This is a genomic window from Myxococcus eversor (genome assembly GCF_010894455.1).
In the GTDB taxonomy this organism is placed as follows: Bacteria; Myxococcota; Myxococcia; order Myxococcales; family Myxococcaceae; genus Myxococcus; species Myxococcus eversor.
The window spans coordinates 367,632-390,514 of record NZ_JAAIXY010000010.1 but is presented as its reverse complement, the minus strand read 5'-3'; the positions used below and the strand labels follow the sequence as shown (position 1 = coordinate 390,514).

Genomic DNA, 22,883 nt, shown 5'->3' with positions numbered 1-22,883 from the left:
CGCGAAGGGGGCAGCGACTCCGCCTGCCCCCTCGCGGTCCTCACCTCAGGGTGCGGTCACAGTGCACGGCCACCATGCGGGCGGCGCGGCCCGGTCATCCCAGGTGCCGTTCCAGTAGTCGCGCAGCGAGTACACCACCTGGTTCGGAGTGGTGCAGAAGCGCTCCGGATGGAGGTTCACCACGAGCACCTGCTCGGAGCCCGACACGGTGTGCATATACGTGCGGCAGACCTGGCTGCTGCCGGCCGGGGGGAGACTCGCGGTGGTGGCGCGCACCATGTCCGCGAGGAACAACTGGTTGGCCTGATGGCAGGCGAGCCGTTGGAACGCCTGGTTCGCCTCGAGGATGATGTCCACGTCGACCTTGCGCGTCATCAAGAAGCACCCGTCGTAGATGGGGTCGCCGTCTGGATTGCTGGGGTCTGGATGGTAGCGGTACTCCACCACGGAGTACCCCTGGGGAACCACGGGGCAGTCGGAGAACAGCTTGGTGTAGAGGGGGTGCAGCGCGCCCTCCCGGTACACGATGGTGGCCATCTTCATCGCGTTGAGCTGGACGCCTTCCTGGTGTCCCACGACGATGTCGACACTGGTCGTGGCCTCGTTGTCGACGCGGTCCAGCGTGCGGTTGCCGTTGCCATCCACGTAGGCCACGACGGAGGCAAGGCCGAGACGAGAGCCCGCCCCGCCCATCAGCCCCTCGGGGCCCGGAAGCCGGTTCAGGGACATGGTGAAGGAGTTGGGGAAGCGACCGTTCACCTGCACATCCACGTCGGGGTGATGGAACGACGACCGAGGGCTCACCCGCTGGCACTTCGACAGCGCGTCGCGGAGGGGGCTCTGGACCATGCAATCCACGACAGCCTGCGGCCACGTCTGCCACAGCAGCGCCGCCCGCATCTGGGCGGAGCTTCCCGCCTCGAACGACTCGGAGGCACGGAGCGAGCCCTCCAGCGTGAGCAGCGTTTCGTCCTCGGCTTCGTCCCCCAGGACACCTCCGCAACCCGTCAGCGCCAGCGTGAGCAGGCTCCACTTCCAGAAACCACGACCCCTCGTCATCGTCATATGGTCTTCCTCTTGGTCCATGGGGCAACCCCCATGTCGCGTGGTGGGCACACGACGGGTGACGCGCGCTCCTCGTTTCGGAGCGCTCGCCGAGCGCGGTCAACCTGCCGGTGCGACAAGGAGACGTCCGAGCCACTCACCGTGGGACATGGCCCCGAGGCTCACAGTCCCCAGGTGCAACCGAGCAGCAGGTGCGGTGAGAGTTGCGTGCGGAGCTTTTCATCCTCGCGCATCAACGCGACATGGCCGCCCAGCCGGGCGAAGAGGCCCGTGCTCGCGCCCACCGGCACCTCCGCGGAGAGCGTGGCGAAGGAGGCCGCTCCCGCGCCGGTGCGCGTCCGCCACGGGGGAAGGCCCAACTCCCTGCGCCGCTCCGCATCCGGGCTCGTCGCGCGTTGAGCGAGGCCCAACACTCCGACGCCCGCATGGACTCCGGCCCAGACACGTCCCACCGAGCCCGCCAGGCCCAGGCCACTCCACAGTCCCAGCTCCACCTGCTCCAGGCGCTGCTCGGGCGTGGAGCCCCGGGTGGCCCCCAACGTGAGTCCTCCGAGGAAGGACAGCCCCAGCCCTCCTGGGCTCTCGCGCGCGAACAGCACGCCCACCTGGGGGCCCCAGCCTCCCAGCTGCGTCGAGGAGCGGCCCGCGCCCAGCCCCGCTTGAAGCCGCCAGCTGCTGGCCTCCAGGAGCGCGCCCTTGCGCTGGTGCACGGCCAGCGTGCGCACCTCCAGGGCCTCTGGATTCAACCGCTGCTTCTCGCCCCAGGGCAGGTACACCTTGCCGTAGAGCACCTGGGCGCCCCGCCTCACCTGGACCCGGTAGCGCCCCGCGGGCAAGGCGACGCGCACCGACTCGTCGGCCCGTGGCTCCACTTCCGCCATGACCTGCAGCGTGCGCTCGTCCACGAGCACGACGCTGTCACCCACCGAGGGAGGCAATTCGAGCTGCGCGTGGGCTCGCGAGAGCGTGGTGAGGAACAAGTCCCCCTCCCCCGCGAGCTGGCTGGACAGCTCCGGGTGCTGCACCGCCGCCGTGGAGGCATGCGAGCCCGCGAGCGTGCGGTGGTAGACGTGGCCATAGGCCTCCGTGAGCGAGACACGGCCGTCGGCGTCCACGTCCGCCGCGCCCCGCAGGCCTGAAATCAGGTGGTGCGTGAAGAACGAGCCCCGGAGGCTGTCCGACTCCTGCGCCACCTCGTGTGCCCCCGCGGAGGCGATGAACACCCGGCCTTCCGGCCCCACCTGCCGGAGGAAGGAGACATCGAAGGCGGGCGCGGACTTGAGGCCCTTGGAGCGGCCGCGCACGAGCGCGCCACTGTGACAGGCATCCAGCACGGCGACGGTGACGGTGGTGGGGACCTCGGCCAGCATGCGTTGCAGCTCCGCGAGCGGGAGGGCTTCTCCGCCCAGACGCAGTGCCACCTCGTCTCCATGGCCCGAGTAGAAGAAGAACAGCAGCGTGCGCTCTCCGGCGCGCCGTGCCTCCTCGATGCGTCCTCGCATCCGCGCGAGTCCCAGCCGGAGGTTGGAGACCGACTCTCCGCGCAGGAGGATGCGACGGTCCTCGGGAACACCGCCCAGCTGGCCGAAGAGCGCGTCCATGCGCTCGGCGTCCTGCTGGGCCCAGCGAAGGGGCTCGTCCGTGTCCCGGCCCAGGTTGTGTCCCACGCTGATGGAGAACCGGCTCTCCGCGCTCGCGACGGAGGTGGCGAGGAGGACGAGCAGGACACCGAGCACCCGCGAGCTTCTGTCACTCAAGGCAGCTCCTTCGGAAGCGCGCGCACGGCGTGGCGGGTGCCGGGGAGCGAAGTGAGTGACGGTGGGAAGCCCGCCTCTCGCGTCGACTGCTCCAACCAGCGTTGGACGGCCTCGGGTGACGGTGCATTCCAGGCGTCGGACACGAGCACCACCACCAGCGCCTCCTGCTCGGGAGCGGCATCCAGCTCCAGGCTCCCGGGCAACACCCAGCGCCCCGCCACCATGGACAGCGGGCCGCCGGTGGCCGGAAAGCCCTGGAGTGGAGTGACGCGTCCATGCTCGCTCAGCGCCAGCAGGTAGAGCGCGCCGCCGTCCACGTCCTCCACCTCCACGCGCACCCGGTCTCCAGCGCGCAGCACCGCGCCGGGCCCCTGCTCGAAGACGACGTCGCCTCGCTTGACGAGCACCCGCGCGGTGAGCCCGCCGCGCACGCGCACCTTCTCCACCTCCTCGAGCGAGAGGATTCGGGGCAGCACCGCCGCGAGCACCACGCCGAGCACCAGCACGGGCTGGCTCCAGCGCCAGAGCACCCGCCAGCGGCTCGGACGCGGCGCCTCCAGTCGCGCCCGCATCGGACCGAAGGGCCGCACGAGGGCGAAGGCGGCCTTCTCGGCACGTCGCTCGCGCAGGTGAGCGGCCAACGCGGGCGAGGCGTGCGCCGCCTCCTCCACGTGCCGGGCCTCTTCTGCGGAGAGCTCGTCACACAGGTAGCGCTCCAGCAGGAGGTCCGGCACGCCTGGGAAGTGAGGAATGGAGGAGGTGCTCATGCGGGGGCCGTTCCCTTTCGCGGCTCAGGACGGGGGGCGACTTCCAGGAGTCGCCGCGCGGTGTCGAAGAAGGTCTGCAACTTGCGCTGCACCGTCTTGCGAGAGACGTCGAGCAGCGTGGCGATCTGCTCCTGCTCCAGCTCGTCGATGAAGCGATGGGCCACGATGCGCTGGACGTCCTCGGGACAGTGGGCGAGGACGCGACGCACCAGGTCCGCATCCACCAGCAGTCGCTCCAGCGCGGCCTCCGGTGAAGCGTGGGCTTCCGGAAGCGGTGCCAGTCGCGTCAGCGCGTGGGTGACCTCGGTGCGACGGCGGCGCAGCACCGAGAAGCACTGTCGGTCCGCCACGGTGAGCAGCCACGACAACGGAGAGCCCGCGGCGCGAAGGGACTTCAGGTTCTCATGGACGCGCAGGAACACCTCCTGCGTGGAGTCCCAGGCCAACGCTTCGTCGCCGAGCAATCGCAGACAACGACGATGCACGGCCTCACCGTAGCGACGGTAGTAGCCCTCGGTCTGCTCGACCTCGTTCACCGGTTCGCGCACGGACGGACCTCACCCTGGGCCGATACCCGCCCCCACCGTCAGTCTCGCCCGGTACGGGCGTCGGGGGAGGCTCGCCCCGCGAAGCGAGACGCATGACCTTCAATCCGTGGGACATTTCCCGGGCCCTTTCTTCTCGGCTTGACGGGATGCAGTCGACTCGTTCCCGGCGGGCGTGGCCCACCGGCCGCGCCAAAGGAATCCGTCATGACCCAATTCGCCCTCAAGCAGGTGACGTGCGCCGTCTGCGGCGGCGTGAGCGAGCAGCGCACCCTCCAGTGTGTCTCCACCTTCGGACGCCCCGACCTCGACGGGCGCCCGTCCGTGATGGCGCGGTCCACCATGGGCCTCTGGACCCAGATATGTCCCGCCTGTGGCTACTGCGCGACGACCCTCACCCAGGCGCTCCCCCGTGCTCGCGAGGTGGTCCACTCGGTGACCTACCGTGCACGCCTCCACCATCCAGAGGCGCCGGCCCTGTTCAACCGGTTCCTGTGCCTGGCGCTCCTCCATGACGCGGAGGGGCTCGTGCGGGACTCCGCCGAGTTTCGGACACATGCCGCCTGGGTGGCGGATGATGCGGGCCTGGAAGAGAGCGCCCGACGTTGTCGCTCCGAGGCCGCGGACCTGCTGCTGAATGCGCCACCCCTCAAGCACTGGGAGCGTCGAGAGGATCTCGACTGGCAGGGCTGGCGGGGCGTCCAGTTGGTGGACCTGTTGCGCCGTGCGGGGCGTGGCGAAGAGGCGCTGCGCGAGGTGGAGCGCATCCGACGAGAAGGAGCGTCTTCACTCATGAAGCAATTGCTGACCTATGAGAGCGCCGCCATCGCCCGGGGCGACACGGGCCGACACACCGTCGACGAAGGACTGGGCCTTCCCTCCCCTCCAGAGCTCCAGCCCATCAAGGACCCGCTCCTCGAATACCTGGTCGGCAACTACCACCGCCTCTTGACGGACACGGAGCAGAGAGCCTCGAGCATGGAGACCTTCAACACGGAAGAAGGGCCACGCTGGGCCACGGACCATCCAGAGATTCTCGCGCTGCTCACCGAGGGGAAGGCGGGACTGGGCCGTGCCCTGGAGCGCCGGCTCCTCGCGGAGCATCCCGACGAGGTCGTCATCAATCGCTGTCCGAAGTGTGGTGTCCCCGCCCGGACGGCCAAGGCCCGCCAGTGCCGCGCGTGCCCCCACACCTGGCGCGAGACGCCTCGCTGACCGTACCCATTTCAACCAACCCGAGGCTCCCCGCGCGCGGCCATGTACGCGCCGGGGCCGCCCGGCGAAGATGACGGTCGTCGCCAGGACGAGCACGGACGCGGGCATCGAGCACCGCCGAGCAGGCGGGGCACCGGGCCTCGCCCCTCCGTCGCGCCTAGCTTCGAGGGGAGACGCTGGAGGTGCGTCATGCCCAATCCCCACACCCTGTTGAGCAGCCCGGAGCTGATTGCCCGGCACATCATCGAATACGGCGCCACGGTGGACGAACAGCCGCTGGAGGCGACGGCCCTGCCGCGAGGCCCCCTGCCCGCCGAGGTGGCCCTCGGGCTGACGTGGCCCACGGGCCTGGAGCCTCGGCCCCATCCACGACTTCCCACCCCGCCCCAGCCCGGCGCCGCGCTTCCGCAGGCCGACTACCTGGTCGTCACGTGGACCGTCGCCGAAGTCGAAGCCCTGGCGGACACCCTCACTCCGGGCGTCCGGCGCACCGCCTGGTACCCATACGACCGGAACTTCCAGAGCCACTACCAGCCGCTCATCCGCAAGTCGGCGCCCGCCCAGCGCGTGCAGCGCCTGGGAAGCTGGTTCCTCACCGACATCGGTGGCCGGCGCGTGCTGTGCTTCAAGTCGGAGCTGCACCTCAACCAGGACGGCGTGCGCACCGGCGTCGGCACCGCGACGCTGCCGGTGAAGGACTTGTTCCACCAGCTCCTGCGGGAGGTGAAGCCTCGCATGGTCATCACCGTGGGCACCGCGGGGGCGACCTTCGCGGACCACGAGCTGGGCGACGTCATCGTCACCCGCGCCGCCCGCTTCCGCCTGTCCCAGGAGTTCCGCGAGGAGCCCTTCAATGACAAGACATATCGCTGCGAGTTCGACGTCCCCACCCGCTACTTCGCCGACGCGGAGCGGCTGATGGCCCAGCACGCGCCACAGCTCGGCGAGCCGGACTTCGGGCCTCCCACCAAGCGCTACGCCTTCAACGGCCCCCTGCTCCCGGGCCCGCGCAACAACCCCGACATCAAGCTCGACGCCAGGGATATGCCCGCCTTCCACCCCATCCTCACCACCGACTTCTTCGAGTTCGGTACCTCGCGCAACGGCCTGGAAGCCGTCGGCGCGGGCGTGGAGATGGGAGACGCGGTGCTCGGCCTGGTGGCCCAGGAGCTGGGTAACACCGCACCCCTGTGGCTCGTCATCCGCAACGCCTCGGACCCTCAAATCAACGGAGACCTGCCGGCGGAGCCCAGCCGGCTCGACATGCAGGCGCACTGGGCCGTCTGGTACTACGAGGCCTACGGGTACTGGACCAGCGTCAATAGCGCGCTCGCCACCTGGGCGGTCATCGCCGGGCAGCCAGCGCCAGGGGTACGACACTGAAGGACCCGCAACTCCCGAGAAGACCTGGCGCGTAGGGCTGTAAGCTCCTCGCCCTATCCGCCAGGAGGAATCGAATGAAGGTCGGGACGTGGCTGGCCGCGCTGGGAGTCGTCTTCGCCGGCCTGGGCTGTGGTGGGTCCGATGGAGCAAACGGCGCGCAGGGCGGCCAGGGACTGCAAGGGCCTCAAGGCTCCGTCGGGCCTCCGGGCGCCCCTGGGCCGCAAGGCGCCCCTGGCCCGCAGGGTGTCGCCGGCCCGGAGGGTGCCGTTGGCCCACAAGGCCCCGTGGGCCCGAACTGGCAGGTGGGGATGGGGTTGGAGCTGAAGGACAACGTGCTGAGCCTGCCGTACGGGAGCGGTGCCAACGCGCCAGTGCCGAGCGGCGACCCGCGCCTCAGCGATGCGCGCCAGCCCCTGCCGGGCAGCGCCAACTACATCCAGAATGGCGTGCTCGCGCAGGAGGCCTCGTTCTCGCTGGCGGGGACGGGCACCACGCGAGGACGGATGACGACGCGGTCCGACGTGCTCGTCGACGCGACGACGGCCATCGCCACGCCCACGGCCCTGCTGAAGCTCCAGAACACGGCCTCGGACGGAGTGAACTGGACGGCGTTCCCGCTGCTCACCGTGGACTCGGCGGGCGGATTGCTGGCGCGAGGCGAGCAGGGCCAGGGCACGCTCCCGATGTCGGGCACGGGAACCCGCCTCATGTGGGCGCCCCACAAGGGAGCCTTCCGCGCGGGCCACGCCGAGACGCAATGGGACGACAGCGCCATCGGGCTGTTCTCCTGGGCGGGTGGCAACCTCTCCAGCGCCAGCGGGAGGGCGTCGTTCTCCATGGGTGAGAACTGCGTGGCGAGCGGCGGCTCCGCGGCGTGCATCGGCAACGGCAGCCTCGCCAGCGGTCCCGGCAGCGTGTCGATGGGCTTCTCGAACTCCGCGACGGGCACCTCGTCCACCGCCCTGGGTTTCTCGAGCATCGCCACCGGCACGGGAGCCATCGCGCTGGGGTATCGCGTCACGGCGAACTCCGACTACGGCATCGCGCTGGGCCAGCGGGTGTCGACGGATGGCCGCACCGGCTCGTTCATCTGGGGGGACCAGTCGAATAGCAACGTCGCCTCCAACACCGCCAACAACCAGTTCATGGTGCGCGCCGCGGGTGGCATCCGCCTGCGCAGCAGCGCCGACCTCACCACCGGTTGTGACCTGGCGGCGGGCAGCGGCGCGTTCAACTGCACGTCGGACCGGAACCAGAAGGAGGGCTTCCGGAACGTCGATGGCGAGCTGCTGCTGACCAAGGTCTCCGAGCTGCCCATCTCGACCTGGCGCTACAAGCAGGAGCAGACCGGCGTGCTGCACATGGGCCCCATGGCGCAGGACTTCCGGGCGGCCTTCGGCCTGGGCTCGGGCGACACGAGCATCGGCATGCTCGACATCGACGGGGTGAACCTGGCCGCCATCAAGGCGCTGGAGGCCCGCACCCGGGAGCTGCGCGAGAAGACCGCCGAGGTCGACACGCTCAAGGCCGAGCTGGCCGAGCTCAAGCGCGGCCTGTCCCGCCTGGAGGCCACCGTCAACGCGAAGGCCGCGCGGCCGTAGTCCCAGGCCCCAAACAGCAGGGCCTCCCGCGTTCCCACGGGAGGCCCTTGTCGATACCGGGGGTCGTTACACCGTGATTACTCGGCCTCGGGCACCACGGGAGGCTCTGGCGCATCGGCCACGTCCTCCAGCCGGTCCGCCGGAGGCAGCGGCGGCCGGGCCCGCAGACTCTCGGGCATGCGGGCCGGGTCATCCACGGGGCCGGGCACCGTCTCCAGCGGCGCCAGCTTCAGGGACGCCGCGCGCACCGTCGGCAGCGACTTCGTCAGCGTGAGGGTGTCGCGCACCGTGCCCGTGGAGGTGATGAGCCGCGCCGTCAGCGTGCCGCCATCCACCACCACGTCCATGAAGCCATACACCTGGTTGTCGCGCAGCGCCGTCCAGGAGGGCTGGCTGCCCGCGAAGGGCCGCAGCGTCGCGCCACCGCTGCCCACCACGACATAGGGAATGCCGCGCGTGCCAGACGCCGCCACGGCGTCACCCTTCATCGGCTTGCTGCGCTCGTAGTTGTGGTCATGCCCGGTGAGCACCAGGTCCACGCCGTACTTCTCGAAGAGCGGGCCGTACGTGCGGCGCATGGTGAGCTGGGAGCCGTGCTCGCCGCTGGACCAGGGCGGATGGTGGAAGAAGACGACCTTCCAAGGCAGCGCGCTGGCCGCCAGGTCCTGCTCCGCCCACGCCTTCTGCGCCGCCGCCGAGCACCGGTCCGCCGACGCCATGCCGATGGCGCAGTTGGAGTCGAGCGCGGTGAAGTGCACGTTGCCCCAATCGAAGGAGTAGTAGCGCTCGCTCTTCGCCGGGTTGTTGGCGGGCAGGTAGAAGTTGTCCAGGTACGGCTGCCCCTGGTTCGTCACGTACTCGTGATTGCCCAGCGAGGGGAACACCGGCACCTCGCGCAGGAGCGTCCCCATGGGCTTGAACATGCGGTCCTGGAACTCCTGCTCGGTGCCGTCGGAGTAGGCGTTGTCCCCCAGCGCGACGAGGAACTCTCCGCGCCATTCGGGCTTGTTCATCATCGCCATCACCTTCGACTGCGCGGAGCCTCCGGTGCCGAAGTCGCCCATCGTGGTGAAGCGCACGCGCTGCGTCCCCGGCGCGGACGCCGTGCGGAACGTCCTCAGGCCCGTGACGGAGCCACACGCCTCCACGCTGTAGCCATACGCGCGGCCCGGCTGCAGGCCCGTCAGCACCACCGCGTGACGCCAGCCCGCGACGGTGGCCACCGCCGTGCGCGCCAGGAGCGAGCCCTCGCCGAAGCGGACGAACGGCGTGCAGGACGCGCTGGAGCGGAACGCGACGATGGCGCTCGTGGGCCCCACGCTCTGGAGGTACGGAAGGCGCGGCAACACCGGCCCGGAGTCCGCCGTGGGCACGGGCGGCGCGGTCTGCTCACCACACGCACGGGCCTCGGCGATGGAGGCCCAGTCATTCACCGTGTTGCCATTCACGGTGATGCGCACGTAGCGGGCCTTGCGCGCGCTGAACGCATACGTCTGCGGAAGGTTGTTCAACGCGCTGTCGGCCGCGTACGCCTGGGTGAAGGTGGTGCCATTCTCCGACGTGGAGAGGACGAAGTGGTTCTGTCGCTCGTTGCCCCGGTGCCACGCCACGGTGGTGCCCACCAGCGTCTGCGATGAGCCCAAATCCAACGTGAGGAACGCGCCCACGCCCGGGCCGCTCCAGCGCGTGTTCAGGTTGTCGTCCTGCGAGTTCGCCGCGACGCTGCCGTCCCCGTCGTCACCGCTGGCCGCCACCGAGGCGGTGGTGAGCATGCGGCAGCCGGGAGCCGTCAGCGCGGCCTCGGAGTCCTGAAGCTCCGTCATGGGGATTTCGGGGGGAACAACATCCTGGTCGACGGGTGTGAGCGGCTGTTCATCGCAGCCAGCAATGGCAGCGAGCAGCACGCCCATGAAGCATGTGGTGAGAGTCCTTCGGTCGCTCATGATGGGAGCCCAAACGGAACCCATCCGGCGACATTCCATTACTGGACACTCGCCCTTCCCTCCAGGCAGGAGGGCGGCCGAGCACAAGCCACGTCTGGCAGGGCATGGACAGACGAAGGGCCTCCGCGCGTCCCGGGTGCGAGGGAGCGGGGAGGCCCTTGGCAGCCCGTCTGGCTTCAGACGACGTGCGGCCTACTTCGCCGCTTCGAGCGCCTGGGCCAGGTCATCGATGAGGTCTCTCGAGTCCTCGATGCCGACGGACAGGCGGATGAAGCCATCGGCGATGCCGAGCTTCTCGCGCGTCTCCTTGGGCACGGAGGCGTGGGTCATGATGGCCGGGTGCTCGATGAGGGACTCGACGCCACCGAGCGACTCCGCGCAGGCGAAGACCTTCACCGTCTTGAGGAAGGTGCGCGCCGCCTCCAGGCCGCCGTGGATGTCGAACGTCACCATGCCGCCGAAGCCCGTCATCTGCTGACGCGCGAGCGCGTGCTGAGGATGCGTCTCCAGGCCCGGGTAGGTGACCTTCTTCACCTTGGGGTGCGTGGCGAGGAACTGGGACACCTTCATCGCGTTTTCGGCGTGGCGGTCCATGCGGACATGGAGCGTCTTCACGCCGCGCAGCACGAGGAAGCTGTCGAAGGCGCCGGACACGCCGCCCACCGCGTTCTGGAGGAAGTACATCCGCTCGGCCACGTCATCGCGGCTGGTGCAGACGAAGCCGCCCACCACGTCGCTGTGTCCGTTGAGGTACTTGGTGGTGGAGTGCGCCACCACGTCGAAGCCGAGGTCCAGCGGCTTCTGGAAGTACGGCGTCATGAAGGTGTTGTCGGCGACAGCCAGGATGTTGTGCTTCTTGGCGACCTCGGCGATGCGCGCCAGGTCGATGAGCTTGAGCATCGGGTTGGTGGGGGTCTCCACCCACACCATCTTCGTCTTGGGCGTAATCGCCGCCTCGAAGGCGCCCGGGGCGGACAGGTCGACGAAGGAGAAGTTCAGGCCGCAGCGCTTGTAGACCCTGTCGAAGAGGCGGAAGGTGCCTCCGTAGACGTCGTCGGAGACGATGACGTGGTCACCGTGATCCAACATGTGCATCAGCATGTCCGTGCCCGCGAGGCCGGAGGCGAAGGCGGCGCCGTACTTCGCGCCTTCCAGCGCGGCCAGACAGTCCTGGAGCGCCTTGCGGGTGGGGTTCTGCGTCCGGCTGTACTCGTAGCCCTTGTGCTCCCCGGGCCCGTCCTGGACGTAGGTGGAGGTCAGGTAGACGGGGGTCATGATGGCGCCCGTCGTGGGGTCCGGCTCCTGACCGGCATGGATGGCGAGAGTGTCGAAGCGCATGGGCGGGGGAGTAACACAGCCCCCTTGGCCGCGCACCAGCCTCTGCCCTACTCGAACGTCCCGTGCCGTCCGGCCCCCTTCGCGAAGCGCGTGGCCCCGGCGATGGACTCCGACTCCAGCACCTTCACGCCCCCCACGAACTCCTGACGCAGCGCTTCCTCCAGGCCCAGGCCCCCCTGGGCGTAGGCGGAGGCGCGGTCCGCGTTCATGCAAGCCTGCGGAAACGCGGCCACTTCCAGGGCGAGCGCCTCGGCCGCCTCGCGAGCCTGCCCCCGAGGCACCACGCGGTTGACCAGTCCCATGGCCAGCGCCTCCTGGGCCGACACGGGGCGTCCGGTGAGGATGAGGTCCATGGCCCGGGACAGGCCGATGAGCCGGGGCAGCCGCACCGTGCCGCCGTCGATGAGCGGCACGCCCCAGCGCCGACAGAAGACGCCCAGCACCGCGTCCTCCTCCGCCACGCGCAAGTCGCACCACAGCGCCAGCTCCAGCCCACCCGCCACGGCATGGCCTGAAATCGCCGCGATGACGGGCTTGCTCAGCACCATTCGCGACGGGCCCATCGGGCCATCTCCGTCGACTTGAAGCCGAGGCATCCGGCCCTCGGAGACGGCCTTGAGGTCCGCGCCCGCGCAGAAGGTGCCGCCGTCGCCGTGAAGGACACCCACGCGCGCGTCGGGGTCGGCGTCGAAGGCGCGGAAGGCGTCCGCCAGGAGCCAGGCGGTGGCGCCGTCCACGGCATTGCGCACCTCGGGCCGCTGGAGGACGACGGTGGTGATGGGGCCGCTCTTCTCGACGCGCACGCTCATGGCGCAGAAGTCTTCCTTCCCCGGGCTCGTGCCGCAATCCTCACGCGGGTGCGGGCGCTTCGTCACTTGAAAGCCCCCGAGCGGCCTCACGGCGCTTGTCGTCCGTCCGCGAGTCGGGGATGAGTGGGGCCGAGATGGCTGACCCCAAAGAGAGTCACGGCAAGGACGCCCCCGGGACAACCGAGGCGGCGATGTTCGCCAACCGGCTGCGCAAGGGCGCGAAGCACTTCCGCAAGTGGGCCCAGGCCCGCGGGCTGACGGCCTTCCGCGTCTACGACAGGGACATCCCCGAGTACCCCTTCGCGGTGGACCTCTACGGCGACTGCGTCCACGTCACCGAGTATCCCCATCGCCGCGCGCTCAAGTCCGGCACGGCGGAGACGCAGCGCACGGACGTGCTCGCCGCGGTGACGGAGGTGCTGGAGGTCCCCGCCGAGCGCATCTTCGTCAAGACTCACACGCCCCAGCCCTGGGGCCGCGCGCAGTACGGCCGCGTGGGCCAAGGCAGTGGACGGCTCGTCGTCGAGGAGCGGGGCCTGAAGTTCTGGGTCAACCTGGGCGACTACCTGGACACCGGCCTCTTCATGGACCACCGCGACACCCGTCAGCGCGTGCGCGAGGAGGCCAAGGGCAAGCGCTTCCTCAACCTCTTCGCATACACCGGCGCGTTCACCGTGTACGCCGCCGCCGGTGGGGCCGCGAGCACGGTGACGGTGGACCTGTCCAACTCGTATCTGGACTGGGCCGAGGACAACCTGGACCTGAATGGGCTGGCGAGCTCACGCCACGAGCTCATCCGCGCGGACGCGAAGGCGTGGGTGGAGGCCCAGGCCCGAGGCCCCGAGCGCTATGACCTCATCGTCTGCGACCCGCCCTCCTTCTCCACCTCGAAGAAGATGACGGGCTCGTTCAACGTGCAGAGAGATCACCCGCGCCTGCTGGACGCACTCCGGGCACTGTTGTCACCCGGAGGCGTCCTCTACTTCTCCAACAACTTCCTCGGCTTCCAGTTCGACGACAAGGCGACGCGCGGCTGGAAGTCCGTGGAGGAGCTCACACCGGCCTCCATCCCCGAGGACTTCCAGCGCAAGGACATCCACCGCTGCTGGCGGATGGTGGCGCCCTGAGGACTTCCGGGCGCCACCAGGCGTGACGGACTACAGCCAGCAGACGTTGTCCTGGCAGCGCTCGCCGGCGGGGCACTCGCAGTTGGCCACGCACGACTTGCCGCTGCCCTGGTTCACCGTCTTGCACGCGCCGTCCTTGCACATCTGTCCCGCGGGGCACTCGCAGTTGGCGCGGCACACCGTGGTGGTGCCCGCGTCAGGAGGAGTGGGAGGCGGAGGCGCGCGGCAGTAGCCGCTGGAGCACACCTGACCGGAGGGGCAGTCGCAGTTGGCCGCGCAGGTGGTGCCCGAGCCCGCGTCCGGAGGAGGAGGCGGCGGCGCGGGAGGACGGCAGTAGCCGCCGTTGCAGACCTGACCGGAGGGGCAGTCGCAGTTGGCCAGACACGTCTGGCCCGGGTCCGGCTCCGTGGAGCGGCACTGGCCGTTGGAGCAGACCTGGCCCGAGGGGCACTCGCAGTTGGCGCGGCACTCCCCGCCGTGGGGAATGGGCAGGCAGTAGCCAATCTGGCAGGACTGGTCCGAGGGGCACTGCGTGGTGGACTCGCACTGCGCACGGCACTGGCCGTCCACGCAGTCCTTCCCGCCCGAGCAGTCGCCCGCCGTGCGGCACGCGTTCGGATCCGGCGGACGCGGGCGGCACACTCCGAAGACACACGACTCGGTGTTGGAGCACTGCCCGTCCGTCACGCAGCCGCGGTGGCACTGGTTGTTGATGCAGTAGTTCCCCGTGCCGCAATCCGCGTTCACCTGGCACACGGGACCAGGACCGCCATCCATCGGAGGATGACCGCCGTCGGGCCACGGGCCGCCGTCCGGGCGAGAGCCACCGTCACCGGCATCCGGACGGGGACCCGCGTCGGGTTTCGGACCGGCGTCACGCGGAGGAGGCTGGGAGGGGCCAGGGGTGCAGAAGCCGTCCTCGCACTTGCCACCGGAGGAGCACTCACCCGTGCGGGTGCAGGGCTGGTTGCAGACGGAGTTGATGCAGATCTGCGTCCCGGGGCAATCGAGCGAGCCGGAACACCGGTCCGGGTTCGTCCCCATGTCGCGACAGTAGCCAGAGCGGCAGTACTGGTCCGCGTCACAGTCGGCGTTGGTGGCGCAGTAGCAGAGGTCCTCGTCGTCCAGCCAACTGTCATCGTTCTCGCGGATGATGCAGCCTGAGAAAGCGAACAACAGCAGGAGCGGCGCCAGCAGGCCGCGTGCGGGGTGGTTCATGAGCGGGGACTCCGTGCTGCGGGGAACCGGTCCGGCCACCGGGTGGGTTGTCCGGTTTCACCCGCGTTCGTCTCCGCGCGGCAGACAGCTGATCAAAAATCTTTTTTGATCGGCGCACGTCGCTGCGGCGACCCAGGGGCACGGAGGTAGTGTGCTGGCCTGGACCTTTCACATGGACGGTGGGGCGCTCCTACAGGGGGGGACCTCATGGCGCGTCCCGGAGGGAGAGCGTCCGGTGATCTTCCGCGAAGCCCAGGCATTGGCGCCGGCCGCCTCGCCCGAGGAGCGCCCAGGACAGGGCCCTTCCTTACCTCCCACGTCCTCCGACGAGCCCCAGTTGCACCTGCTGGTGCGCCGGCTCCAGGAAGGCGACCTCACCGCCTTCGAGAGTCTCTATGAGCTGACCCGGGTGGACGCCGCGCGCACCTTGCGGCACCTGGTGGGCAATCGCGTGGACGTGGAGGACCTGCTCCAGGAGGTGTACCTGCGGCTGCTGACGGCGGTGAAGGGCTTCCGGGGCGAGTCGCGCTTCAAGACGTTCTTCTATCGGGTGTGCTCGAACGTGGCGCTGTCGCACCTGCGCTGGAAGCGGCGCAGGCCGGAGGACTCCGTCGCGGAGCCGCCCGAGTGCGAATCCCCGGACGAGGACCCCGAGCGTGCCGCGCAGCGGCGGCAGGCGGCTCGGCTGGTGGAGGCGGCGCTGGAGAAGCTCAAGCCGAAGAAGCGAATCGTCTTCGTGTACTACGAGCTGTGCGGAATGAGCCCGGACGAAATCGCCGAGGCCGTGGGAAGCTCGCCCAACACCGTCCGCAGCCGCCTGCATCACGCGCGATTGGAGTTCAACGAGGCCATGCAGCGACTGCTCGCCACCCGCCGCCCCGGAGGCCCTCATGGCGCACCCTGAGGCGCGGGCACTGTGGGCGCTGGTGGCGAACGAGTTGAGCGCCGAGGAGACGGCGAGCACGCGCGCGCACCTGTCGAGCTGCGCCACGTGCACCGTCGAGTTGGAGCGGGTGCGGACCAGTCGAGAGATGCTGCACGAGGTCCGGAGCGTGGAGCCCCAGGTGAACTGGGACGCGGTGGGCGCGAAGCTGCGCGCCGAGGCCGCCGCGCGCATGGAGGTGAAGTCTTCGCGGATGCGGTGGCCGTGGAGCACGGCGACCCCGCGAGGCTCGGATGAAGCACGCCGGCCCGGAGCCCAGGAAGGGAAGTCCACGTCGGTCTGGCCGAACGTGAGCACGGCGACCGCGAGACGCACGCAGCGGTGGCCCTGGGCGCTCGCGCTCGCGGGCACCTGCGCCGTGGTGCTGGCGCTCTGGGTGTCCCGAGCGACGGTGGCACCGACGAGCACTCTGCCTCCTGAAGGAGTCCGCGCGGAACAGCCGGCTCCGACGCCCGAGGCAGCGGTGGCGATGGGCACGCCCACGACCACCGCCGAGCAGGAGTCGACGCGAGCGGAGAGCACGACGGGCGCGGTGATTCGGGAGCGCGGTGGCGCGGAGCAGGCCCTGCGCGCTGGAATGCGGTTGCGCTCGGGGACGGCGGTGAAGACTCCGTCGCGAGCCTCCGCGATGTTGCGGTTGCCGGACGCGAGCCGGGTGAGGTTGTCGGCGGACTCGGAGGTGGAGCTGTCTCGCGCGGAGGCGAGCGACGTGCACCTCACGGTGCGCCAGGGTCGGCTGTCGGTGCAGGCCTCGCACGCCGAGCGGCGCGGCTTCCGCGTGGACGTCGCGGGCCTGCGCGTGTCGGTGGTGGGCACGGTGTTCACCGTGGCGCGCACGCTCCTGGGCGCTTCGGTGGCGGTCTCCGAGGGACGCGTCCGGGTAGAGATGGAAGGCCATCCCGCGCGGATGGTGGGCGCGGGCGAGCGCGTGGAGTTGTTCGAGGAGCAGGACGCGTTGTACCAGGCGCCCCTGTCCGTGCCGGACCGTGAGGCGCTCGAGGCCATGGACCTGCCCACCGAGTCCTCCACGCAGGAGGTGGGCCCGACGGTGCCCACGGGTGCGAGCACGCCTGAAGCGGCGCCCACCGTGGTGCCAGCCGTGGCCCATGTGCCCCAGACGCCGAGCACCGTGAGGCCCGCGCTCGCGAAGGAGCCGCTCAAGAAGGTGGAGAGCAAGTCGAACGTGGTGGCCGCCTCCCTGAAACCGCGACAGGAGAAGGCCCAGGCTCCGCCCAACACTCCGCCGGAGACAGCGGAGAAGACTCCCGAAGAGTCCCCGTCACCGCCGCCGAGCCTCGTCGCCATGGCCACGCCCCCGGCGGCCACCAGGGCACGCACTCCCTCGGACCCGAGCCAGGAGTTCGCGCCCTACCCCGCGCCATCGGTGACGGAGACGCTGCCCGCGACGCCTCTTCCGGCGCCAGTGGTGACGGCCCCGTCTCCCGCGCCAACGCAGCCGGTGGAGGTGGCGGAGCATCCCGAGCCCAAGAAGAAGAAGGGAGGGCTCAGCCCCATGTCCCTCTTGTCGAAGGACGCGGATGAGCGGTTCCTCGGCTACGCGCGAATCCAGGAGGGGCCACGGACGTGTGAAAACTTCCTCGCGGGCCTGGAGGAAATCGCGGCCAAGAGCCCGCGCAAGGACCACCGCGAGCAGGCGCGCTACCTGCGCGCACGGTGCTTCGAGGCACGGCTCCAGGGACAGGACGCGAAGACGGAGTATCGCCAGTACCTGAACGACTTCCCGCGCGGTCGCTACGTGCGCGAGGCCGGCGCCGCGCTGCTGCCCTGAACGCTCGCTGTCACGGGCCTCGAATCACGAAGCCGGCGCCGCGCGGATTGATGCCCTGAGGGGTCTCATCGCTGATCTCGCGAGACCAACGCCGCGCTGATGCATGAGCCCTTCTCGTCGCGCGCTGGGGCCGGCGCCGACGCATCAGCCCTCGGTCCCCGTGCGCTGCTGCTTCACCCGCTTCATCGGCTCCTGCGCACGGCCACGCTCCACCAGCACGCGCAGCACGGACTCCAGCGCGCGGATGCGAGTGCCCGCGCGCCCGGGCGCCCACGGGGGCACCTCCGGGCCGCCCAGCAGCTCCATCGCGTGCTCCACGCCCCCGGCCTTGCCCTCCAGCGCGCGCGCCGTGGCCAGCCGCACGTTCCTCGCGGGCCTGCGCTTCACCCCGCCGCTCCACAGCAAATCGAGCGCGAACGTCGTCCACACCGCCAGCTCGTCCTCGGGCCGAAGGAACCGCTCGAACCGCTCCAGCGCCTGCGCCCGAGGCTCTCCCGCGCGCAGCACCTCTTCCGACAACTCCACATGCAGCGTGGTGCTGCGAGCCAGCGGCTGCTCGGGCGCGATGACGGCCTCGAAGCGCTCGCCCGTGGACGGACGACACGCCACCATGTGCACCAGCTCCGCGGGGATGTCCGCGCCCGTCGGATGCGCATTCGCCTCGCCATAGAAGACGACGAGCTTCTCGAAGTCCTCCGCCACCGAGCGCAGCTCCTGCGGCGGACGCCACGGGCCAAAGTGGATGCGGCGCCGGTTCGGCGACGTCCGGGTCGACTGCCGCCCCAACTGCGTGTCCACCATGTACTCGAACGCCTTCAACATCGTGTCGAAGCGCTCCGGCTCGCCCTCCAGCAGCCCCAGAATCTCCACCACCGCCTCGATGGTGGAGACGCAGTGGTCCGCGGGCTCCGCGCGGATGCGGTAGTTGCTCGGGCGGCGAGGCACGAAGCCGATGCGCGGCAGCCCGGCCAGCAGCGGGTTCCGGGAGACGACCTTCTTCGCCTGCGGCCACGTGCCATCCACCACGATGAGCGTCTTCGGCGGACGCGCGCGCGCCTGCTCCACCGAGATGGCGTCTTCACCCGGAAAGAGCACGGCGACGGAGTCGGGGTCCGCGGCCAATTCCTCCAGCCGGGTGTGGCCGGTGAAGTCGACGCCGTGGTGAAGCTCGGAGTTGGCCAGCGCCAGGTGCGCCATGCGCGCGGTGCCAATGGCCACGCGGCGCTCACGCGGATGCTGGAGGAAGACGACGCGGGTGCGAGTGTCCAGCCGAGGGGGCAGTTGCGAGCAGTAGCAGGTGCTCTCGGGGCGATGGCAGCGAAGACAAAGGGAACGCACAGCCCGGCTTTACGGCACGGCCCGGGGCCGGGCAAGCACTGCCGGTGGAAGGGCACGCCACCAGCCAGGGAGCCGGGCGCTCCAGGGCCGTCCTGGAGGGAAGAAGGGCCCCACGGCGCCCTCCAGCCGGGGTACAGAAGCGTCCCGTGAACCTGCTGCTGCTCTTCGACGAGGACTTCCTTCCGGACGGCACCGCGCGCCTCACCGGCCGCCGCGCCCTGCACGCCCGCGAGGTGCTCCGCGCCGAGCCCGGCGAATCCCTGCGGGTCGGCCGCCTGGGCGGGCTCATCGGCACCGGCGAGGTGCTGGAGAACACCCCCGGCGTCCTCCACCTGCGCGTCACCCTCACGGAAGCCCCCCCGCCGCGCGCGGGCATCGACCTGCTGCTCGCCATCCCCCGTCCCAAGGCGCTCAAGAAGGTCCTCCCCGCCGTGGCCTCGCTGGGCGTGGACCGCATCGTCCTGGTCAACGCGGCCCGGGTGGAGAAGAGCTACTTCGACTCCAAGGTGCTCGACGGCGCCTTCGTGAAGGACTTGCTCCTCCAGGGCCTGGAGCAGGCCCGCGACACCCACCTGCCGGAGGTCCTCGTCCGGGAGCGCTTCCGCCCCTTCGTCGAGGACGAGCTCGACGCCGTCTTCCCCCCGGACGCCGTCCGCCTGCTCCCCCACCCACCCGCGAGCCAGCCACTGCGCGCCGTGTCAGCGGCCCCCGGCCAGCGCTCCGTCCTCGCCATCGGTCCCGACGGAGGCTGGGTATCGTTCGAGGCCCAATTGTTGGAATCCCACGGCTTTCGCCCCTTCTCCCTGGGCCCCCGAATCCTGAGGGTGGAGACGGCGGTCCCCGTGCTCGTCGGGCAAGTAGCCCTTCTCGCGGAAGACACTGCCGCGCGTCAGGGTGCATCTCGGGCTTGAGGAGCGCGGGGCGCTGTTGAAGAGTCCCCGCCATGGCCACGTCCATCCCTTCGTCCCCGGTCGCTTCCGACAGCTCGCAGCCCGCGGTCGGTGAGCAGCAGCCCCTCGTCACGTCCGAGCCGCAGGCGCCAGCCGCGAAGCCCGCCAGCCACGACTCGGTGCCGCCGCCCGCGCTGCTGGACTTCATGCTGAAGCAGTGGAAGCCCGGCTCGGGGAAGCTGCCTCCGAAAATCAAGTACGCGGAGTCCTTCAAGGCCCGCCGCAAGGCGCTGTCGCAGGCATTCCCTGGCGAGACGATTGTCGTCCCCACCGGCCACGAGAAGGTGCGCGCCAACGACACGCACTACCGCTTCCGCCCGGGCACGGACTTCTACTACCTCACCGGCAACCTGGAGCCGGACTGCGTGCTGGTGCTGGAGCCGAAGGAGGGCGGCGGCCACACCGACCTCCTCTTCGTGGAGCCCAACCCGGGCCGCTCCGATTCGACGTTCTTCACGGACCGCGTGAAGGGCGAGCTGTGGGTCGGCCCGCGACTGGGCGTGCCGGAGAGCCAGGCGCGCCATGACGTGGACGAGGCGCGCGGCCTGAACACGCTGGCGGACTACCTGAAGGGCCTCAAGGGCGCGGCGACGAAGCCCACGCGCGTGCTGCGTGGGCACTCGGCCAAGGTGGACGACGCGGTGACGGCGGGCGGCGAGCGCGACAAGGCCCTGGCCACCTTCCTGTCCGAGCTGCGGCTCATCAAGGACGCCCAGGAGCTGCGCGAGCTGCAGATCTCCATCGACGCCACGCAGCGCGGCTTCGAGGACGTCATCCGCAGCCTGAAGGTGGCGAAGACGGAGCGCTACGTGGAGGGCATCTTCAACCTGCGCGCGCGCGTGGAAGGCAACGACACGGGCTACAACAGCATCGTCGCCAGCGGCTCGCACGCGTGCGTGCTGCACTGGAACCGCAATGATGGGCCGCTGGTGTCCGGGGACTTGCTGCTGTTGGACGCGGGCGTGGAGGGCCACACGCTCTACACGGCGGACATCACCCGCACGCTGCCCATCTCCGGGCGCTTCACGCCGGAGCAGAAGGCCATCTACGAGCTGGTGTACGCCTCGCAGGAAGCGGCCTTCGCGGCGGTGAAGCCGGGCAACGACTTCATGGAGCCCAACCGCGCCGCCATGCAAGTGCTGGCGGAAGGACTGGAGAAGCTGGGCATCCTGGAGAGCGCGACCGAGGCGCTCAAGGACGAGCACCAGTTCTACAAGCGCTACTCGTTGCACAACGTCAGCCACATGCTCGGCCTGGACGTGCACGACTGCGCGCAGGCGCGGCAGGAGGCGTACAAGTACGGCAAGCTCCAGGCGGGCATGGTGCTCACGGTGGAGCCGGGCCTGTACTTCCAGAAGGACGACCTCACGGTCCCCGCGCGCTACCGGGGCATCGGCGTGCGCATCGAGGACGACATCGTCGTCACCGCCCGGGGCTGCAAGGTGCTCTCCGCCAACATCCCGCGCACGGTGAAGGACATCGAGGCGTGGATGGGCGGCATCTGGAACGCGGACAAGGCCCCCGCCGCGAAGGCGAAGAAGGCCGCCTCGAAGAAGCCCCAGGCCCGCACCGCGAAGAAGGCCCCCGCGAAGAAGGCGAAGGCCGGCAAGCGCAAGTAGCACCAAGGCGCGTGAGTCGGGCCAGACGGGTCCGACTCACGACGCGAGGCCCCAGGCTCCGAGTTCTCACCGCGAAGCGGACTCGACGCTTCGGGGTCCCCAACCCGCGAGAGCCAACGCGCGCTTCACCCTCGTGAGTCAGGACACCGGTGCGAAGTAGATATCGCGGGACGCGCTGTCCGAAGCCGCGAAGGCGAGCAGTCGCTCCCCCTCCTCCGTCAGCGCGGCGCGGTCCTCGCGAGCCAGTCGCTCGAACGGTTCGATGCGCAGCGTGACGCGCGCCTTCGCGCGCTCCAGCTTCCACATCCCTCGCACGAAGCCATCCACCAGCACTGTCGGACGGATGATGCCGTTGACGGTGAAGACGCGCTTGCGATGGGGCTCGGAGATGATGCGCGTGCGGTCCGCGTGCGACAGCAGCACGTTGTCGAACTCGGCCACGAAGCGCACCGGTGCGGGCGTGTCCCCCGCGGGGCGGGGCGCGTCCGGCATGTCAAACAGCTCGACGCCGTGCTCGTCACGGAACGTGCGCAGTCGAGGACGAAGCTGCTCGACGGTGTCCGAGAGTCGCGCCAGCCCGGACCACATCTGCATGTCCTTCACGCTCGCGGGCCCGAAGGCACCCAGGTAGCGCAGCACCACGTCCTCCAGGGGCAGCGCGGAGCCTGACGGCTCACCGAGCCACGACTTCGACGGGGCGAACTCCACCTCGCCCCCCACGCCCCACGTCGCGAAGGGAGGCACGGTGACGAGCGACTCCGCGACACGCACCACCATGCTGAGCGCCGAAGCCTCCCGCTCCGGCCAGCGCTCCTGGAGTCGCCGGCCCAGCTCCACCGCGCTCAAGGGCCCCCGGGCGAACAGCTTGCGTCCCTCGGCAATCACCAGGTCCACGTCCAACCCCACCAGCTCGCGCGGATACGCGCTGTGTTTCAGCATCCGGTCCAGCACGGGCTGAAGGGTGGGCCGCAGGCGCTGGAAGTCGCGAGCCGTGACGAGGTGCTGCGTGGACCGCAGCATCGTCGCCCGCACCACGTCGCGCGCGTGGTACCGGCGCGTCAGGTCGTCGAGCTGGAAATCCTTCATCCGCGTCCAGAGCCCCAGGTACGGCGCGTTGCCCGCCTGCGCCTGAAGGCCCACCAGGTGCTCAATCACCTCCGTGACGGAGCGGCTCGTGCGGCGCAGGAGGAACTGTCGCTGGAGCAGGGCCCGGTTCAGCTCCCGGGTGGTCAGCACCGGGGCCAATCCACCCTTCCCGCTCCGCCGCGCTGTGACGGCGACTGACGGACTCTTGTGTCGTGACGGCACGGAGACCTTCTTCACGGAACGAGGCGCTGACACCACGCGGGGGCGACGTCCCGGGTTCTTCGCACCGCCGGCCCTGGAGCGCTTCTCCTCGGTGAGGGTGTAGGGAAAAGGCAGGAACATCAAGGCGATGGGAATCATGGGGCCTGGGGTCAGGGACAGGGCAGGCGA

Annotated in this window: 18 protein-coding genes; 8 read left to right on the top strand and 10 right to left on the bottom strand. The window is 70.0% G+C overall.

Features of this window, described 5'->3' with window-relative positions; all coding sequences use genetic code 11:
- Nucleotides 1–45: 45 nt before the first annotated feature.
- The 4 genes from G4D83_RS22540 to G4D83_RS22525 form a co-directional block, all read right to left on the bottom strand.
- The gene (locus G4D83_RS22540; protein ID WP_163866848.1) at nt 46–1,065 is read right to left on the bottom strand and encodes a hypothetical protein; all 1,020 of its coding nucleotides are present in this window, start codon (nt 1,063–1,065) and stop codon (nt 46–48) included.
- 161 nt (nt 1,066–1,226) lie between these two features.
- Complete coding sequence (locus G4D83_RS22535; RefSeq protein WP_163866847.1) at nt 1,227–2,822, bottom strand: caspase family protein; 1,596 nt, start codon at nt 2,820–2,822, stop codon at nt 1,227–1,229.
- Nucleotides 2,819–3,589 carry a hypothetical protein gene (locus G4D83_RS22530; protein ID WP_163866846.1) on the bottom strand — a complete coding sequence of 257 codons (771 nt, stop codon included), beginning with the start codon at nt 3,587–3,589 and terminating at the stop codon, nt 2,819–2,821. Before G4D83_RS22530 ends, G4D83_RS22535 begins: the two co-directional genes overlap by 4 nt.
- Nucleotides 3,586–4,137, bottom strand: coding sequence for an RNA polymerase sigma factor (locus G4D83_RS22525; protein WP_163866845.1), 552 nt, complete (start codon nt 4,135–4,137; stop codon nt 3,586–3,588). The genes G4D83_RS22530 and G4D83_RS22525 overlap by 4 nt, the downstream gene beginning before the upstream one ends.
- A gap of 204 nt (nt 4,138–4,341) precedes the next feature.
- Between G4D83_RS22525 and G4D83_RS22520 the strand changes: the two genes are divergently transcribed.
- The 3 genes from G4D83_RS22520 (at nt 4,342) to G4D83_RS22510 (ending at nt 8,333) form a co-directional block, all read left to right on the top strand.
- Entirely contained in the window at nt 4,342–5,349 is a 1,008-nt protein-coding gene (locus G4D83_RS22520; RefSeq protein WP_163866844.1) for a hypothetical protein, read from the top strand.
- Between the two features lie 189 nt (nt 5,350–5,538).
- Nucleotides 5,539–6,732, top strand: coding sequence for a nucleoside phosphorylase-I family protein (locus tag G4D83_RS22515; protein WP_163866843.1), 1,194 nt, complete (start codon nt 5,539–5,541; stop codon nt 6,730–6,732).
- A 74-nt stretch (nt 6,733–6,806) separates the two neighbouring features.
- A complete protein-coding gene (locus G4D83_RS22510) occupies nt 6,807–8,333 on the top strand; it encodes a tail fiber domain-containing protein (RefSeq protein WP_163866842.1) in 1,527 nt (508 codons plus the stop codon).
- A gap of 77 nt (nt 8,334–8,410) precedes the next feature.
- Here the strand turns inward: G4D83_RS22510 and G4D83_RS22505 are convergent, their stop codons facing one another.
- The 3 genes from G4D83_RS22505 to G4D83_RS22495 all read right to left on the bottom strand — a co-directional run bounded on the left by G4D83_RS22505 (nt 8,411) and on the right by G4D83_RS22495 (nt 12,423).
- Entirely contained in the window at nt 8,411–10,276 is a 1,866-nt protein-coding gene (locus tag G4D83_RS22505; protein ID WP_420826650.1) for a metallophosphoesterase, read from the bottom strand.
- Nucleotides 10,277–10,468: 192 nt separating this feature from the next.
- On the bottom strand, nt 10,469–11,614 hold the full coding sequence (locus tag G4D83_RS22500) for a cystathionine gamma-synthase (protein ID WP_163866841.1): 1,146 nt from the start codon (nt 11,612–11,614) through the stop codon (nt 10,469–10,471).
- 47 nt (nt 11,615–11,661) lie between these two features.
- Nucleotides 11,662–12,423, bottom strand: coding sequence for a crotonase/enoyl-CoA hydratase family protein (locus tag G4D83_RS22495; protein WP_163866840.1), 762 nt, complete (start codon nt 12,421–12,423; stop codon nt 11,662–11,664).
- 134 nt (nt 12,424–12,557) lie between these two features.
- Here G4D83_RS22495 and G4D83_RS22490 point away from each other — a divergent pair, with 134 nt between their 5' ends.
- On the top strand, nt 12,558–13,550 hold the full coding sequence (locus G4D83_RS22490) for a class I SAM-dependent methyltransferase (protein WP_163866839.1): 993 nt from the start codon (nt 12,558–12,560) through the stop codon (nt 13,548–13,550).
- A gap of 30 nt (nt 13,551–13,580) precedes the next feature.
- On the opposite strand, the gene G4D83_RS22485 is transcribed toward G4D83_RS22490, so the two are convergent.
- The gene (locus G4D83_RS22485) at nt 13,581–14,768 is read right to left on the bottom strand and encodes a DUF7107 domain-containing protein (protein ID WP_163866838.1); all 1,188 of its coding nucleotides are present in this window, start codon (nt 14,766–14,768) and stop codon (nt 13,581–13,583) included.
- Nucleotides 14,769–15,003: 235 nt separating this feature from the next.
- Here G4D83_RS22485 and G4D83_RS22480 point away from each other — a divergent pair, with 235 nt between their 5' ends.
- Nucleotides 15,004–15,672 (top strand): RNA polymerase sigma factor, encoded by a 669-nt coding sequence (locus G4D83_RS22480; RefSeq protein WP_205522686.1) that lies wholly within the window; start codon nt 15,004–15,006, stop codon nt 15,670–15,672.
- A complete protein-coding gene (locus G4D83_RS46910) occupies nt 15,659–17,500 on the top strand; it encodes a FecR domain-containing protein (protein WP_163866836.1) in 1,842 nt (613 codons plus the stop codon). Before G4D83_RS22480 ends, G4D83_RS46910 begins: the two co-directional genes overlap by 14 nt.
- Before the next feature lie 144 nt (nt 17,501–17,644).
- On the opposite strand, the gene G4D83_RS22470 is transcribed toward G4D83_RS46910, so the two are convergent.
- Nucleotides 17,645–18,838 carry a DTW domain-containing protein gene (locus tag G4D83_RS22470; protein ID WP_163866835.1) on the bottom strand — a complete coding sequence of 398 codons (1,194 nt, stop codon included), beginning with the start codon at nt 18,836–18,838 and terminating at the stop codon, nt 17,645–17,647.
- Between the two features lie 146 nt (nt 18,839–18,984).
- Between G4D83_RS22470 and G4D83_RS22465 the strand changes: the two genes are divergently transcribed.
- On the top strand, nt 18,985–19,749 hold the full coding sequence (locus G4D83_RS22465) for a 16S rRNA (uracil(1498)-N(3))-methyltransferase (protein WP_163866834.1): 765 nt from the start codon (nt 18,985–18,987) through the stop codon (nt 19,747–19,749).
- A 32-nt stretch (nt 19,750–19,781) separates the two neighbouring features.
- Nucleotides 19,782–21,407, top strand: coding sequence for an aminopeptidase P family protein (locus tag G4D83_RS22460; RefSeq protein ID WP_163866833.1), 1,626 nt, complete (start codon nt 19,782–19,784; stop codon nt 21,405–21,407).
- Nucleotides 21,408–21,545: 138 nt separating this feature from the next.
- Here the strand turns inward: G4D83_RS22460 and G4D83_RS22455 are convergent, their stop codons facing one another.
- Nucleotides 21,546–22,853 (bottom strand): winged helix DNA-binding domain-containing protein, encoded by a 1,308-nt coding sequence (locus G4D83_RS22455; protein ID WP_163866832.1) that lies wholly within the window; start codon nt 22,851–22,853, stop codon nt 21,546–21,548.
- Nucleotides 22,854–22,883: the final 30 nt, after the last annotated feature.